Origin of the sequence: Streptomyces sp. NPDC005195 (assembly GCF_040608315.1) — a bacterium.
GTDB classification, from domain to species: Bacteria; Actinomycetota; Actinomycetes; order Streptomycetales; family Streptomycetaceae; genus Streptomyces; species Streptomyces kaempferi.
In genome coordinates, this window is the sequence record NZ_JBEXHZ010000021.1 from 39,887 (window position 1) to 54,283 (window position 14,397).

The following is a 14,397-nucleotide window of genomic DNA, read 5'->3' on the forward strand; positions in this document are numbered from 1 at the left end:
CCCGCGCGGAGGGTGCGCCACCCCCGCACCACCCGGACCCCCCCCCCCCCCCCCCCCGCGTCACGGACGCATCCCCAGGTCCGGGGCCCCCTCCCGAGCGACGGACCACACCGGTACGACTATTGCGCTCCTCCCCGACGCGGACGGGTCGCCACCCTAGGCTCGACCCACAGAGCGTGATCTTGACCGGCTACCCTCCGTCACTCCACCCTCCACAACAGCACTCTCCGCAACCGACTCCCCGCAGTCGCCCCCGAGCCCCAGGAGCGCGATGCCCGACAGTCAGTCGCAGCCCCCCACTCGCCCTCCCCGTCGGGAGGGACCGACACCGCCACCCTGCTGCTGTGCGGAGCCCGGCTCACCGACGGCCGGACCGTGGACGTACGGCTCGGCGGCGGGCGTATCGAGGCGGTCGGCACCGCGGGCAGCCTGGCGACGGAGTCCTCCGGAGTGCGGACCCCGAAGGTGGACCTCGGCGGCCACCTGCTTCTGCCGGCCCCCGCCGAACCCCACGCACACGGCGACACGGCCCTGACGGCCGAGGGCGACGGCCCCGTCTCGTACGATCCGCACGAGGTCCAGCGCCGGGCCACCGAGGCCGCGTTGCTGCAGCTCGCGCACGGGGCGACGGCACTGCGCTCGCACGTGCGCGTCGGCGACGTACAGGGACTCGGCGCACTGGACGCGGTGCTCCAGGCGCGGCGGGCACTGCGCGGGCTCACCGAACTGTCGGTGGTGGCGATGCCGCGCGTACTCAGCGGGATCGCCGGGGCCGACGGTCTCGCGATGCTGCGGGACGCCGTGAAGATGGGGGCCTCGGTGGTGGGCGGCTGCCCGGACACCGACCCCGACCCGACGGGGTACGTGGAGGCTGTCCTGGAAATCGCCTCCGAGTACGGCTGCCCGGTGGACCTGCACACGGACGCCACCGACCCCGCCCGGCTCGGGCGGCTCGCGGCGATGGCGGGCGGGCTGCGGTCCGGGGTGACGCTGAGCCCGTGCGCCGGGCTCGGCCGGTTGCACGCCGAGGCGGCCGCCCTGGCGGCCGACCAACTCGCCGCCGCGGGCGTCACCGTGGTGTGCCTGCCGCAAGGCGGCTGCGGGGGTTCGGAGCGTCGCGGGACTGCGCCGGTACGGCTGTTACGGGCTGCCGGAGTACGGGTCGTGGCCGGCGGCGGCGCACTGCGGGACGTGGCGAACCCGGTGGGCCGCGGGGACCCCCTGGACGCGGCGTACCTGCTGGCCTCGCGGTACGGGCTGCGCCCCGAGGACGCCTACGACGCTGTGAGTTCCGGGGCGCGGTGCGCGCTCGGGCTGCCCGAGGTCCGCGTGGAGGCGGGATTCCCGGCCGAGTTGCTCGCGGTGCGGGGGGACGGGCTCGCGGGAGCACTGTCGCTCGCGTACAGCCGGATCGTGGTGCACCGGGGGCGCGTGGTGGCGCGGACCAGCGCCGTGCGTGAGTACTGCGACTCGGTGGTGGGCCTGGACCTGCCACGGCAGGGCAGCGGGGACCCCTCTTGAGTCGCTCTCGGCCTTCCCGACCCTCAGAAGCGTTCCGCTGGGCGGGCGTTGAGAATCGAGAATCGAGACACTAGAGGCAGCAGGCAGGAGGCGAGGGTTGCGGACGGAAAGGCTCGCCCACTCCCGCGTCCGATCACCCGTTCGCAAGATCACTCTCGTGACCGGTGAGTTGTCCACAGGTCATGCGGCGAACGCATGCGTCCGGGCGTACGGTCGGAAACATGCGCATTGTCATCGCTGGAGGTCATGGTCAGATCGCGCTGCGGCTGGAGCGCCTGCTCGCCGCACGCGGTGACGAGGTCGCGGGGATCATCCGCCGCGCCGAGCAGGGCGACGATCTGCGGGCGGCCGGTGCCGAACCGGTTCTGTGCGATCTGGAGTCGGCCTCGGTGGAGGAGGTCGCCGCACATCTGCGGGGTGCGGACGCGGCCGTCTTCGCGGCGGGCGCGGGGCCGGGCAGCGGCACGGCCCGCAAGGACACGGTGGACCGGGGCGCCGCGGTCCTGTTCGCGGACGCGGCGGAGCAGGCGGGTGTACGGCGCTACGTGGTCGTGTCCTCCATGGGCGCGGATCCGTCCCATCAGGGGGACGACGTGTTCGACGTGTACCTGCGCGCCAAGGGCGAGGCCGACGAGTACGTACGCGGCCGTACGGCCCTGGAGTGGACGATCCTGCGTCCCGGCGGCCTGATCAACGACGCCGGAACCGGCCTCGTACGCCTGGAGGCCTCGACCGGCCGCGGCACGATTCCGCGCGACGACGTCGCGGCCGTCCTCGCGGAACTGGTGGACACACCGGCGACGGCCGGGCTGACCTTGGAGCTGATCAGCGGTTCGACCCCTGTCTCGGTGTCGGTCAAGTCGGTGGCGGGGAACTGACTGGGTCCGCACATCCGGGACGGAGACCCATGGACCGGGCCGCGGGACCGGGACCGGGACGGGCAACCGGTCTCGTGACCCGGGTCGCCGTCGGTGCGTCGGCCGCGCGTGGCCGGAACCGAACCGTTCAGAACAGCGGGAGCTGACCGGGGAACTCGGCGACGGCGTACCCGTCCAGTGCCGGCTGTGCGGCCCCCAACTGCGCCTGCCTGCGCGACCCGGGACACGAGACCAGTTCCCCGTTGCCCCGCGCGCCCGGCGGATCGTGCCGGGCGAACCGTCCGGCGACAACGGCGATCTCCCGGCGGCACTCGGGGCAGTTCCTGCGACGCGACGACATGAGATCAGTGTGCCCCCGCGGCACCCGGCCCGCCCTCCCCACAAGCCCTCGCCCGTCACTGCCCTGTCCCACCCCTGGAGCACACCCCACCCCAGCCGTCGACGACTACAGCCGCCGCAAGCACACAGGCCCGACCCGACAACGAAGAAACCCCCTCTGATCTGCGTCAACGCAAATCAGAGGGGGTCTGCCTTCATGTGGCGGCGCCCGGATTCGAACCTGGGAAGGCGAAGCCGGCAGATTTACAGACCGCGTGGGACATCCGCTCCGAGCTGGGCTTGTCCACAACCCGAGGCTGCTGACCCCACACCCACCCCACGTTGCCGTCGAGAACAATCGCAGCGCTACGCAGTTGGCTTCTCGCCGCTTCGACGCTCGGAGAGCACACGCTTGAGCTGAACGGCACCCGTCACGACGGTTGCGATCAGAGATCCCGTGACGATGACAGCCAGACAGGCAAGCGTCGGATTCACCCAGCCTGGAACGAGGTCATACGAGGCGTTGCACATGTTGTGCAGAGGGAACGGGCCCGACGGCTGCTCTCCAAGCCCCTTTCGGTAGCTCGCGTCGAAGTCTTGTCCTTCTCCGAGTGCGCAAGTCTCTGCCACATCAAGGCCACCGGAGAACGCTCCCCACACCCAGGTAGGTACGAGCACCAGGACCGCCACGATCGAAGAGCCGAACCAGAAGCTCGGGTTCCACCGCAGGCGGGTCCTACCAGAGACCTTGATCACCTTGCACTCCGTCTCCCCACAGACGATGGACACCCGGGCCTAGCTGCCCAGACACAGCAGGGAGGCGCGGCAACCTGCCGCGCCTCCTTTGTCCTTGTCGGCCGTTGGTCGCCCTCGCGCGGCCCGACGACGGCCCAGCTCTGGACCCGGCAAATTTATAGAGGGCTGGCTCCGCTACCTCTGACCAGCCGCTCTGTCCCCCAAGCCAGTTTGGGGGGACGTGTGGGGGATCAGCGCTCCGGAGCTGAGGCCTGATCCGTACCCGCACCGCGCTGCCGCACGATGGCTACGGAGTCACGTCGGATCTCCGATCGGCGCTTCTCAATGGTGACCCTCAGTTCTTCGGGGGTAGGCCAGGGAGCGCGGCGGTGGATCATGCGATGGCAGTTGGCGCAGATGAGGGCCAGATCACCGAGCTTCGTCCGGCCTTCGCCTGCCGCATGCAGGGGCACCACATGGTGGCACTCGACGTACCCGGCACCGCGATCGCCGTAGATCTCTTCGAAGTCGAAACCGCACGCCTCACAGGCCAGACTTCCGCCCTTTCGCAGAACAGAGTCAATCTTCTTCTTCCGCAGGCTCTTATTCCGTTCCCGCGCCCGGTGCCGAAACAGAAGCAGGCGCCCTTCGGGGGCACTGAAGTCGTCGTCAAGTTCCTCGTCGTCCGCGAGGGCGAGATCCTGGAACTCACCCGTGGCAAGGCCCTGCCGGATGAGATGCGCGGCTTCGGTCATCTGGTCCGGACGGACGAGGAACTCGTTGAGGACTTCCACGTCGAGCACGCCACCGTTTGTCGGCTTACCGCGGTAGTCGGGGTGCCGGGTGGCGATATCGAACGTCTTGCGGGCCACGTCGTTGGGGTTCCGGAACTTCTCGTTACGGTCGGCTTCAGCGTGGATCGGCAGCAGCTGGAGCCGGGCGGACAGCTCGACGACTCGGCTGTCCTGCGCGTCCAGCCCCTTCCAGTCGTTCGCCATGACGAGGTGGCAAGCAAGGATGACTTCATCCCGTGCCCAGTCGGGGTTCTCCCGTGCCCAGTCGGGGTTCTTGAGTGCCTTGACCTGGAAGCCAAGACGCTTCAGCCAGGTGACCGCGTGGTCCCTGCCACCGCTGAACTCGGCGGCAGTCAGAGCCCGCCCATGGTCCCACTTGTGCGCCACTCCGGCGATCGCCTTGGAGTCGTACTCCCGCCCCTCGTACAGCAGGACGTACGAACGAGCCTCGCCGAACCCGTACCTCAACAGGAACGCCTCGCGTCCCAACTCATCGTGCTCAGCGACGGCCTTGGCTACGGACTCACGTGTGATCGCTCCTCTGCGCATGGCCGAAGGCTACGGCTGGGCTCTGACATCGATCACAGCCGCCGCTAACCCCTAGGCTCCCTGCTCGCGTTGTGCCTGGTCGCCGTCCTGGGCGGAGCCGCGTCCTTGGCCGCCATCGCCCGCTTCGCCGCCGATACCGACGCCGTGCACCTGCTCGCTGCCGCGCTGCACGCCTGCCAGACCGTGACAGCCCAGCGTCAGGTCGCCGCGAAGAGCAACGAAATCCCCGCCTTCGCCCCGCTGCTGGACCGGATCGACCTGCGCGGCGTCGTCGTCACCGCCGATGCGATGCGCACCCAGCGCGCCCACGCCGAGCACGTCATCGTTGTCGGCGGGTAACTCCCTTCCGTTCACATGAATTTGAGGCTCTCCTGAGCATTTCTCGATCTCTTGCGCCAAGGTCGCGTCGCCGGATATGAATGTCGCGCACACGACATCTGGGGAAGCGCCGCGGAGGCGCTGTGGAGTCGTGGGCTCAGTTTTGCCGACCTTTGAACCACTCGACCAGACTCATCGAAACGGGGACAAATGAAGCGTGCCATAACGCGTACCACGCTTTCTTTCATAACCGCTGCGGGCGTGCTGCTGGCAGCAACCAGCGCCGGCGCTGCCACGTCGGACGACGAACCGGTACCGGCTGACGACGCACAGGTTGTTCTGAACGACGGAACCGTCGCGCACGTCAACGACGAAATCGAGTTCACTTTCACCGGAGACAAGACCGCCACCAAGAGGCCGCAGGTCGCTGCGGCTTGTCCTGAAATCAACGATCCTCCGACGTACAAGGTGAAAGGCACACCGTACTTCCTGCCGGACAATAAGAAGCCTCAGTCGACGTGGCTCCTGCCTCGCCAAACGGTGGCCTGGACGGTAACGGGAAGTCACACCTTCACTTGGGACTTCGCTGTTGGATACGAGGCCGAGGCCAGCATTATCGTCGAAAAGGCCAAGGTGAAGGTCGACACCAAGATCAGTAACTCGTGGACCTGGACGGGCACGCAGACCGTCACCGACACGAACACCACCAACAAGGGGTACCGGGCCGTCCTGGGGCAGGTGGGCTGGAAACTCACCGCCGTGAAGACGTGGATCGCGCCTCCCTGTAACGTCAAGACGAAGACCATTGTCGTGAAGGCCCCGCGCAAGGGTGATATGTCGATTGGGCGGCAGAATTCGTGACGCAAACCGGAGCCCGACGGAACGCGGCGGCGCTGTGCCTCGTGGCCGCGGCGGCGCTCACCGGGGCCTGCGACCCCAACGAGCCGGCAGGCTCGTCGTCGCCCACACCCCGTACGAGTCAGTCTTCGTCCAGCTTGGTTCCGGACGGCAAGGCCGCACGGACAATCCTGGATCAGGTCTTCGTCGGCAGACAAGAGCTCGGGAGCGGATCCGGTGCCCTGCAGTCGCAGCTCGGAAACACCTTGCCCGCGCCGGACAAGAATGTGTTGAGCGTGACATTCGCCTTCACCTGTACGGGAAACGGCAAGGTTGCCTTCAAGTTTGCCGTCAGTGGTAAGAACGTCTCGTCAGCGGCACACACCAGCACCTGTGACAGGTCGGTCTTCCAGCAAAGCATAGAGGTCACCGACCGCGGTCCCATCACCTTCGAGGCCGACGTGACCGGCTCGAACAACGGTGGTTTCGCGTACGCCTACTACACCGAGAAGAAGCAAGTGCCGTAAACGGGTTCTTACGGTGCCCAAATGCGCGGTCCCCTTGCCGCTGCGACGGCAGGGGTCCGCTGCATGGACTACCGGGTGTCGATCACCTGGTCTCGGAGCGCTCGATAGCGAGCAGTTCGAGGCGCTCAAGATATCGGTATTTCCCAGGGTACGCCGCCGAACTCACCCCGGGCGAAGAGGTGCGGATGGCGTCGGCGGAGTGGCTGCATGCCCTGACCGCTCTCTACAGCGGCGAGGAATGCCGCCCCCTGCCAAAGGGCTGGCCCACCACTGGGAAGGTGCTGTCCGACCGGCTGAGGCGCATCCAGCCCACCCTGGCCGCGCGGGGAGTTCTGGTCGACTGGGGGCGCACCAGCGCCGCCCGCTACATCGGACTCAGCCGCCAGGCCCCGCCCCCGCAGCCCGAGCAGCAGACCGCGTTCTGGCCGCGCCCGGACAGGCGTACAAGCAAGAGGAGCACGCCTCACCGGGGGTGCTCCTCTTGGTGTTCAGCGGCGACAGCCGCCTTGCACAGGTCGCGCCGCGAAGCGGCCCGTTCTTCAAGCCCTGAGCAGGACGTACGACCTACAGACACCACCCCGTCTCTCTCCTGAGTAGGGAAGATCTGCGTCACTGCGTCACCCCGGATCCGACAGACGGCCGCTGACCTGCGGCGAGAGCGGTGACGCAGACGGTGAATCCTGCGTCATTCCGCGTCATCAGCGTCACCCCGTGACGAGTGTCCGTGTCATCGGTGACGCAGGGCCGACCTCTCTGCGTCACCGGAACCCGCAGGTCAGAAGCCTGATTGACGCAGGTGACGCGATCACGCAGAAATCCCGGCTTCGGACAGCACAGACCACCCGCCCCAAGACCAGCCCAAGCGAGGAGTCGCACCGTGGCACGCCCCAAGATGCTCAAACTCCCCGAAGTCCTCGAAGAGATCGAGATGAGCCGCGCCGTCTTCTACCGGATGCGAGCCCGCGGCAAGGCCCCGAAGCTCCCCAACGGCCAGCTCCGTTGCCGCCGCGCCGATCTCGACGCGTGGTGGTCAGCCATGGAAGACGCTGCCGCCTGACCGCCTCCCACACAAGACACGAGGGGCCCGCTTTCGGCGGGCCCCTCTGGAGTTCGCATGGCACTGACCTACGACGTTCGTCTCTACTCCATCGAGATCCGCAAGGATCGCCCAAAGCCTTACCGCCTGCGTTGGCTGGTAGGCGAGCGCAAGCACTCCAAGAGTTACACGCTCAAAGTCCAGGCGGAGGGGCTCCGCTCGGAACTCATGTCTGCTGTGCGGCGCGGCGACCAGTTCGACGAGGAAACGGGCCTGCCCGTATCCGAGTTGCGAGCCAAGCAGGGCTCCATCACTTGGTACGAGCACAGCCGCGCGTACATCGACCGCAAGTGGGCACGGCGGCGGCCAAGTCACGGAAGAACTACGCCGATGCGTTGGCCACCATCACTCCCGCCCTGGTGAAAACGAAGACGGGGATGCCTGACGCGGCACTCTTGCGTCGGGCGCTGTACGGGTGGGCGTACAACCGGAAGCGCTGGGACGATACTCCGCCGGACGATGTGGCCCGCGCACTCGCCTGGATCGCCAAGCACTCCATGCCGGTGTCCGCACTGGAGGACCCGGCGGCCGTGCGCCTGGCCCTGGACGCGCTGTCCCTTCGGCTGGACGGCAAGGAGGCATCGCCGCGCACCGCGAAGCGCAAGCGCGCCTGTCTGAGCGACGTTCTCGGGCTGGCCGTGGAAGCGCAGTACTTCACGATGCCGGTCAACCCGATCACGGCCGTGAAATGGACCGCTCCCAAGTCGGTGGAAGCGGTCGATCCTGAGAGCGTCGCCAATCCACGCCAGGTCCGCGCCCTGCTGGCCGGAGTGCGCGACCAGGGGGCGCGCGGGAGACATCTGGAGGCATTCTTCGGATGCCTGTACTACGCGGCCATGCGCCCCGCCGAGGCCACCGCGCTGAGCGTGGGCCAATGCCACCTTCCGGAGACAGGCTGGGGGGTGCTCACCCTGCGGCAAGGGGTTGTCCGGGCCGGACGGAGCTGGACCGATGACGGATCGGCGCATGAGGTGCGCCACCTCAAGGCCGGGCCAAAAAGGACTCCCGTCCGGTGCCGATCCCGCCGCACTTTGTTCGTCTGCTGCGACAGCACATCGCCGCGCACGGCACGGCGCCCGATGGCCGGCTCTTCCGGACAAACCGGGGAGGCCTGCTACAGGAGACCGGCTACGGGGAGGTGTGGGAGAGGGCTCGCAGAGACGTCCTGGGCGATGCCGGGACAGCGTCCCTACTTGCCCGACGCCCTTACGACCGGGTCTGCGGCACGCCGGGGTGTCGTTCTGGCTCAGCTCAGGAGTGGACGCAATGGAGTGTGCCCGCCGCGCCGGGCACAGCGTCGCCGTGCTGCACAAGGTGTACGCCAAGGTGCTGGACCAGACGCGGGAGCACGCAAACAGCCGGATCGACGCAGCCCTCCGGGAGTGGAACGAACCGGAGTGATCAAGCTCTCCCCCGGGGGACACCTGGGGGACACGCACTGATCGACGGTGGGATATGGGCGGAATGAGGTGAGACACGTCCACGCCCCGTCCACAACGACTCGAACGAGGACGGCAAATGAAAGACCCCCTCTGACCAGGCGAAATACCTGATCAGAGGGGGTCTACCTTCATGTGGCGGCGCCAGGATTCGAACCTGGGAAGGCTGAGCCGGCAGATTTACAGTCTGCTCCCTTTGGCCGCTCGGGCACACCGCCGGGTTTGTTGTCTTGAGACCGCTTTACGGCGGTGCTCTCTGGCAACGACGTAAACGATACCTGATGCCCAGGGGTGCTCCGCCACCCGATTGATCTGCGCTCGAAGGGGAGCGGGTGACTAGGCTTATGCGGATGCGGCCGGGGCCTACGCCGGGCTCGACGGCCGCCCCTACGCACCCCGATACAAGGAGCCACAGGACATGGCCGACTCCAGTTTCGACATCGTCTCGAAGGTCGAGCGGCAGGAGGTCGACAACGCCGTCAACCAGTCCGCCAAGGAGATCTCGCAGCGCTACGACTTCAAGAACGTCGGTGCCGCCATCTCCTGGTCCGGCGAGAAGATCCTCATGGAGGCGAACTCCGAGGAGCGCGTGAAGGCCATCCTCGACGTGTTCGAGACCAAGCTGATCAAGCGCGGCATCTCGCTGAAGTCGCTGGACGCCGGTGAGCCGCAGCTCTCCGGCAAGGAGTACAAGATCTTCGCGTCGATCGAGGAGGGCATCTCCCAGGAGAACGCGAAGAAGGTGGCCAAGATCATCCGCGATGAGGGCCCGAAGGGCGTGAAGGCTCAGGTGCAGGGCGACGAGCTGCGCGTCAGCTCGAAGAGCCGTGACGACCTGCAGACCGTGCAGGCCCTGCTCAAGGGCAAGGACTTCGACTTCGCGCTGCAGTTCGTGAACTACCGGTAGTCGTCGGTCCGTTGCGTGTGCGGCGCGTACGACTGTGTACGAGGGAGGGTGGGCGCCCGGAGTGCCCACCCTTCGCGTCTGCCGGCCGCGACCTCAGGGCTGCTCGGTCACCGGCGCGAGTCGCCGAACAGGACGCGGTAGAGGATCAGCAGGACGAGCGAGCCGCCGATCGCCGCCGCCCACGTGGCACCGTCGTAGAAGTGTTTGCTGACCGGGTGGTCCAGCCAGCGCGCGGATATCCAGCCGCCGAGGAATGCCCCCGTGACCCCGATGAGGGTCGTGCCGATGAAACCGCCCGGGTCCCGGCCCGGCAGCAGGAATTTGGCGATGGCTCCGGCCAACAGTCCCAAAATGATCCAGCTGATGATGCTCATGCCCTGAACCTGCCTCTCCGCGCTGTGTTTGTGCTGTCCTCCTGCTCCGGCCTGACTGTGTCCATGCCTTCCACTTCGAGCAGTCGGTGGTGGATACCGGTGTTCGTTGCGCGTTGGCAGGAAGGACGCCTGGCCGGCGCCGGGTGGTTGCAGCGATCAATAGGGTGCGGCCCATGACACCTTCCGGTTCCGCTCTGCGGCGCACACTGGGCATGTCGGACGCCGTGCTCGTCGGCCTCGGCGCGATGGTCGGAGCGGGGATTTTCGCAGCGCTCGGCCCCGCGGCACGGGCGGCCGGTTCGGGGCTGCTTCTCGGGCTCGCGGTCGCCGCCGTGGTCGCGTACTGCAACGCGATGTCCTCGGCGCGGCTGGCCGCTCTGTATCCCGCCTCCGGCGGCACCTATGTGTACGGGCGTGAGCGGCTCGGGGCCTTCTGGGGATATCTGGCGGGCTGGTCGTTCGTCGTCGGGAAGACGGCTTCCTGTGCGGCGATGGCGCTCACCGTGGGCGCGTACGTCTGGCCGGAGCAGGCGCACGCGGTGGCCGTCGCGGCCGTGGTGGCCCTCACTGCGGTGAACTACGGCGGCGTACAGAAGTCCGCCTGGCTGACTCGGGCGATCGTGACGGTGGTCCTCGCGGTCCTCGCTTCCGTGGTGGTCGTATGTCTCGGCTCGGGCGCCTCCGACGCCGGGCGGCTGAAGGTCGGGGTCTCCGACGGTGTGGGCGGTGTGCTCCAGGCGGCGGGGCTGCTGTTCTTCGCCTTCGCCGGATACGCGCGGATCGCCACGCTCGGGGAGGAGGTACGGGATCCCGCACGCACCATTCCGCGCGCGATCCCTACGGCACTGGGCATCACGCTGGTGGTGTACGCGGCGGTCGCGGTCTCGGTCCTTTCCGTGCTGGGTCCGGGTGGGCTCGGGCAGGCTCCGGCGCCACTCGCCGACGCGGTACGGGCGGCGGGTGTGCCGGGTCTCGTGCCAGTGGTGCGGGTGGGTGCGGCCGTGGCGGCGCTGGGTTCCCTCCTCGCCCTGATTCTGGGTGTGTCACGGACGACGCTGGCCATGGCCCGCGACCGTCATCTGCCGGACGTCCTGGCCGCCGTGCATCCCCGCTTCCAGGTGCCGCACCGGGCGGAGTTGGCCGTGGGCGCGGTGGTGGCGGCGCTGGCCGCGACGGTGGACGTCCGGGGTGCGATCGGGTTCTCCTCCTTCGGTGTGCTGGCGTACTACGCGGTGGCCAACGCGGCCGCCTGGACGCTGGGGCCGACTCCGTTGGTGCGGGTCGTGCCGGTAGTGGGATTCGTCGGATGCGTGACGCTGGCGTTCGCCCTGCCCTGGGTTTCCGTGGCCGTGGGCGCGGCTGTACTGGCGGTCGGCGCGGCCGCGTACGGCGTGCGGAAGAGGATGGCTTTGCGGTAGTCGTGGGCGGCGAGCGGGCCGCGCGGCGCCCGGCAATCGTCATCAGCCGTTGGTCGCTGGCCGCCGCTTGTCAGTCGTTGGTTGTCGGTCGTTGGTTGTCGGTCGCGGTGGCTCTGGGCGGGAGGAGGGTGGGGCTGGGAATGGGCGGGTCTGGGTCACGGTGCGGTCCCGCCCGTGGCAAGGCGGACGACTACGAGGCCGGTGCCGCCGTCGTGCGGGTGCGGAAGTCGGGCCAAGGGGACAGGTCCGCGTCGTCGCTGGACTCCTCGTACCAGCCGGTGCCTTCCAGCCAGATACGCAGCCAGGTCTCGAGGTCGGGCGTGTCCACGTACCACGCGTGGTCGGCCCCGTCGCCGTTCGGCTCGAAGAGCAGTACCGGGGCCCTGGGGCTCTGGCAGTCCACGCACGCGTACATTCCGCAGCCCCAGTGGGATATCGGCAGGACGCCCTCCGGCCACGGCCAGTCCGGGTCCTTGCGACCGCTCTCTCGGTGCGCGAGATACTGCGGGACGGCGGCCGGCTCACCGGACGCGGAACCGTCGAGCAGCGGCAGCAGACCGTACTCCGGGCCGAATCCGCCGTCCCCTATCCGCAGATAGAGCGCGGCGAGCAGGGGCGGCAGCATGAAGCCCAGGGTGGCCTCGGCGCGCACGACCGATGCCGCGTCCACGGGCTCGGGGAGCGAAGGCCAGCCCCACGGGCGGGTGTTGCGGGCCTCCGTGCCGACCCTTGCCAGCAACTGCTCGATTTCGGTCATGGGTTCATGATGCAGCGCGCCACCGACATTCGGGCAGCCTGTGGATAACCGTCGGGCGGGGAGGCGGACAGCCCTCGGACAGGCCGCGAACGACTGATGCGTGCAGACGATTTCGCGTCCCGCGGGGAGCAGCGGGACCCGGATGGGCTTGAAGCCGACGATGCCCCGGCCGGCTCGCTTCCCCGGAACTGACGACACTCCCAGAAAGGCGCCGCGGTTCCGGCTTCATGGCTGAGCACCCGATACTGGCGAGTGACACCGGGCATGGGCGTCATCCGCGAAGGGGCAGCGATCGTGAAACTCCTCAGTCTGATCCTCAACATCCTGTGGTTGGTCTTCTGCGGGATCTGGATGGCGCTCGCCTACACGGTGGCCGCGCTCATCTGTTTCGTCCTGATCATCACGATTCCGTTCGGCGTCGCTTCGCTGCGGATCGCCGGATTCGTACTCTGGCCCTTCGGGCGTACGACCGTGCCGAAGCCCGACGCCGGAGCGGGCTCCTTGATCGGCAACGTGATCTGGATCATCGTGGCAGGGTGGTGGCTCGCCATTGGTCACCTCGTCACAAGCATCCCGCTCTTCCTGTCGATCATCGGGATTCCCTTCGGCTGGGCGAACCTCAAGATGATTCCGATCTCCCTCATGCCCCTGGGGCGCGAGGTCGTATCGACTGACGAAGAGTTCGGCGGCCGCTGAGTGCCCAGGAGTGCGGGATACCGGCCCTCTCCCGCACAGCCACTGCACACGACCCGCCACCCGGGGCCCCCGCGGTACTGCCGCCCTCACAGCCATGTCCTGTGACGATCGGGGACAGCGAGGTGGGCGCGGTGGCGGCCGTCCGCGCTCAGGTGGAACCTGCTGGTGAACCCGCGCCGTGGGGCATCCGCTCAGGACGGGCCGAACGACGTTCGGACCGTCCTCATCGCTGGCGACCCGCCATCTGCTCGAGCCGGGAGATGCGCTCCGCCATGGGCGGGTGCGTGGAGAACATCTTCGACATCCCCTGCCCGGGACGGAAGGGGTTCGCGATCATCATGTGGCTCGCGGTCTCGATGCGCGGTTCCGGGGGCAGGGGCAGTTGCTTGGTGCCCGCGTCGAGCTTGCGCAGGGCGCTCGCGAGGGCGAGGGGGTCGCCGGTGAGCTGGGCGCCGGAGGCGTCCGCCTCGTACTCCCTGGAGCGGCTGATGGCGAGCTGGATGAGGGACGCGGCGAGCGGGCCCAGGATCATGATCAGCAGCATGCCGAGGATGCCGGGACCCTCGTCGTCGTTCGAGCGTCCGATCGGGATCAGCCAGGCGAAATTGACCAGGAACATGATCACGGAGGCGAGGGCGCCGGCGACCGACGAGATCAGGATGTCGCGGTTGTAGACATGGCTGAGTTCGTGGCCGATGACACCGCGCAGCTCGCGCTCGTCCAGGATGCGCAGAATTCCTTCGGTACAGCACACCGCCGCGTTGCGCGGATTGCGGCCCGTCGCGAACGCGTTCGGCGCCTCCGTCGGCGAGATGTAGAGGCGCGGCATCGGCTGGCGGGCCTGGGTCGAGAGCTCACGGACCATGCGGTACAACGCCGGGGCCTCGAACTCGCTCACCGGGCGCGCGCGCATCGCGCGTAGAGCCAGTTTGTCGCTGTTCCAGTACGCGTACGCGTTCGTCCCGATCGCGATGAACAGCGCGACGACGAGGCCGGTACGCCCGAAGAAGCTGCCGATGACGATGATGAGTGCGGACAGTCCCCCGAGGAGTACGGCGGTCCTGAGCCCGTTGTGCCGGCGGTGCACGGTACGCCCTCCAAGTGGTGCGGCAGGGGAACCCTTTGCTTGTCGAATGCTCTGCTTCCACTTTTCAGTGGACCCTCCCGTACTGGTCAACGCCAGGCGGGGAGCACTAGTTCCCTTGTGCGCACGGCGGCGCGTGTCGGCCGTCC

Annotated in this window: 14 protein-coding genes, 1 tRNA gene and 3 pseudogenes; 11 read left to right on the plus strand and 7 right to left on the minus strand. The window is 68.1% G+C overall.

What is annotated here, in order from left to right:
* The first annotated feature begins 271 nt into the window (after positions 1–271).
* Together ABZV34_RS21835 and ABZV34_RS21840 are read left to right on the plus strand one after the other, a co-directional pair.
* Positions 272–1,521 (plus strand): annotated as a pseudogene (locus tag ABZV34_RS21835) (amidohydrolase family protein).
* Positions 1,522–1,742: 221 nt separating this feature from the next.
* Entirely contained in the window at positions 1,743–2,399 is a 657-nt protein-coding gene (locus tag ABZV34_RS21840; RefSeq protein WP_356279001.1) for an SDR family oxidoreductase, read from the plus strand.
* Between the two features lie 127 nt (positions 2,400–2,526).
* Here the strand turns inward: ABZV34_RS21840 and ABZV34_RS21845 are convergent, their stop codons facing one another.
* The 3 genes from ABZV34_RS21845 to ABZV34_RS21855 all read right to left on the minus strand — a co-directional run bounded on the left by ABZV34_RS21845 (position 2,527) and on the right by ABZV34_RS21855 (position 4,633).
* Entirely contained in the window at positions 2,527–2,739 is a 213-nt protein-coding gene (locus ABZV34_RS21845; protein WP_329527122.1) for a hypothetical protein, read from the minus strand.
* A 344-nt stretch (positions 2,740–3,083) separates the two neighbouring features.
* Complete coding sequence (locus ABZV34_RS21850) at positions 3,084–3,473, minus strand: hypothetical protein (protein ID WP_356279004.1); 390 nt, start codon at positions 3,471–3,473, stop codon at positions 3,084–3,086.
* A gap of 230 nt (positions 3,474–3,703) precedes the next feature.
* Complete coding sequence (locus ABZV34_RS21855; RefSeq protein WP_356279007.1) at positions 3,704–4,633, minus strand: HNH endonuclease; 930 nt, start codon at positions 4,631–4,633, stop codon at positions 3,704–3,706.
* 267 nt (positions 4,634–4,900) lie between these two features.
* On the opposite strand from ABZV34_RS21855, the gene ABZV34_RS21860 reads away from it, so the two are divergent.
* From ABZV34_RS21860 to ABZV34_RS21885, 6 genes and pseudogenes are all read left to right on the plus strand, one after another.
* A complete protein-coding gene (locus ABZV34_RS21860) occupies positions 4,901–5,134 on the plus strand; it encodes a hypothetical protein (protein WP_356279010.1) in 234 nt (77 codons plus the stop codon).
* 189 nt (positions 5,135–5,323) lie between these two features.
* Complete coding sequence (locus ABZV34_RS21865) at positions 5,324–5,974, plus strand: hypothetical protein (RefSeq protein ID WP_356279013.1); 651 nt, start codon at positions 5,324–5,326, stop codon at positions 5,972–5,974.
* A gap of 41 nt (positions 5,975–6,015) precedes the next feature.
* Positions 6,016–6,477 (plus strand): hypothetical protein, encoded by a 462-nt coding sequence (locus tag ABZV34_RS21870; protein ID WP_356279015.1) that lies wholly within the window; start codon positions 6,016–6,018, stop codon positions 6,475–6,477.
* A 149-nt stretch (positions 6,478–6,626) separates the two neighbouring features.
* Positions 6,627–6,860, plus strand: a pseudogene (locus ABZV34_RS21875) (ATP-binding protein); the annotation flags it as partial.
* 494 nt (positions 6,861–7,354) lie between these two features.
* Positions 7,355–7,534, plus strand: a complete 180-nt coding sequence (locus ABZV34_RS21880) for an excisionase (protein ID WP_356279017.1) — start codon at positions 7,355–7,357, stop codon at positions 7,532–7,534.
* Positions 7,535–7,591: 57 nt separating this feature from the next.
* Positions 7,592–8,974 (plus strand): annotated as a pseudogene (locus tag ABZV34_RS21885) (site-specific integrase).
* A 174-nt stretch (positions 8,975–9,148) separates the two neighbouring features.
* On the opposite strand, the gene ABZV34_RS21890 reads toward ABZV34_RS21885, so the two are convergent.
* Positions 9,149–9,230: transfer RNA gene (locus tag ABZV34_RS21890), tRNA-Tyr, on the minus strand.
* 200 nt (positions 9,231–9,430) lie between these two features.
* Here ABZV34_RS21890 and ABZV34_RS21895 point away from each other — a divergent pair.
* On the plus strand, positions 9,431–9,919 hold the full coding sequence (locus ABZV34_RS21895) for a YajQ family cyclic di-GMP-binding protein (protein ID WP_356279020.1): 489 nt from the start codon (positions 9,431–9,433) through the stop codon (positions 9,917–9,919).
* Positions 9,920–10,026: 107 nt separating this feature from the next.
* On the opposite strand, the gene ABZV34_RS21900 is transcribed toward ABZV34_RS21895, so the two are convergent.
* Positions 10,027–10,293: a GlsB/YeaQ/YmgE family stress response membrane protein gene (locus ABZV34_RS21900; protein WP_356279023.1), complete on the minus strand. Its 267-nt coding sequence runs from the start codon at positions 10,291–10,293 to the stop codon at positions 10,027–10,029.
* 173 nt (positions 10,294–10,466) lie between these two features.
* On the opposite strand from ABZV34_RS21900, the gene ABZV34_RS21905 reads away from it, so the two are divergent.
* Entirely contained in the window at positions 10,467–11,711 is a 1,245-nt protein-coding gene (locus ABZV34_RS21905; protein WP_356279026.1) for an APC family permease, read from the plus strand.
* A gap of 190 nt (positions 11,712–11,901) precedes the next feature.
* Here ABZV34_RS21905 and ABZV34_RS21910 read toward each other — a convergent pair whose 3' ends face one another.
* Positions 11,902–12,468 carry an SMI1/KNR4 family protein gene (locus ABZV34_RS21910; protein WP_356279029.1) on the minus strand — a complete coding sequence of 189 codons (567 nt, stop codon included), beginning with the start codon at positions 12,466–12,468 and terminating at the stop codon, positions 11,902–11,904.
* Positions 12,469–12,762: 294 nt separating this feature from the next.
* Here ABZV34_RS21910 and ABZV34_RS21915 point away from each other — a divergent pair, with 294 nt between their 5' ends.
* Positions 12,763–13,164, plus strand: a complete 402-nt coding sequence (locus ABZV34_RS21915; RefSeq protein ID WP_356279171.1) for a YccF domain-containing protein — start codon at positions 12,763–12,765, stop codon at positions 13,162–13,164.
* A gap of 223 nt (positions 13,165–13,387) precedes the next feature.
* Here the strand turns inward: ABZV34_RS21915 and htpX are convergent, their stop codons facing one another.
* On the minus strand, positions 13,388–14,251 hold the full coding sequence (htpX, locus tag ABZV34_RS21920; RefSeq protein ID WP_168529590.1) for a zinc metalloprotease HtpX: 864 nt from the start codon (positions 14,249–14,251) through the stop codon (positions 13,388–13,390).
* Between the last annotated feature and the right edge of the window lie 146 nt (positions 14,252–14,397).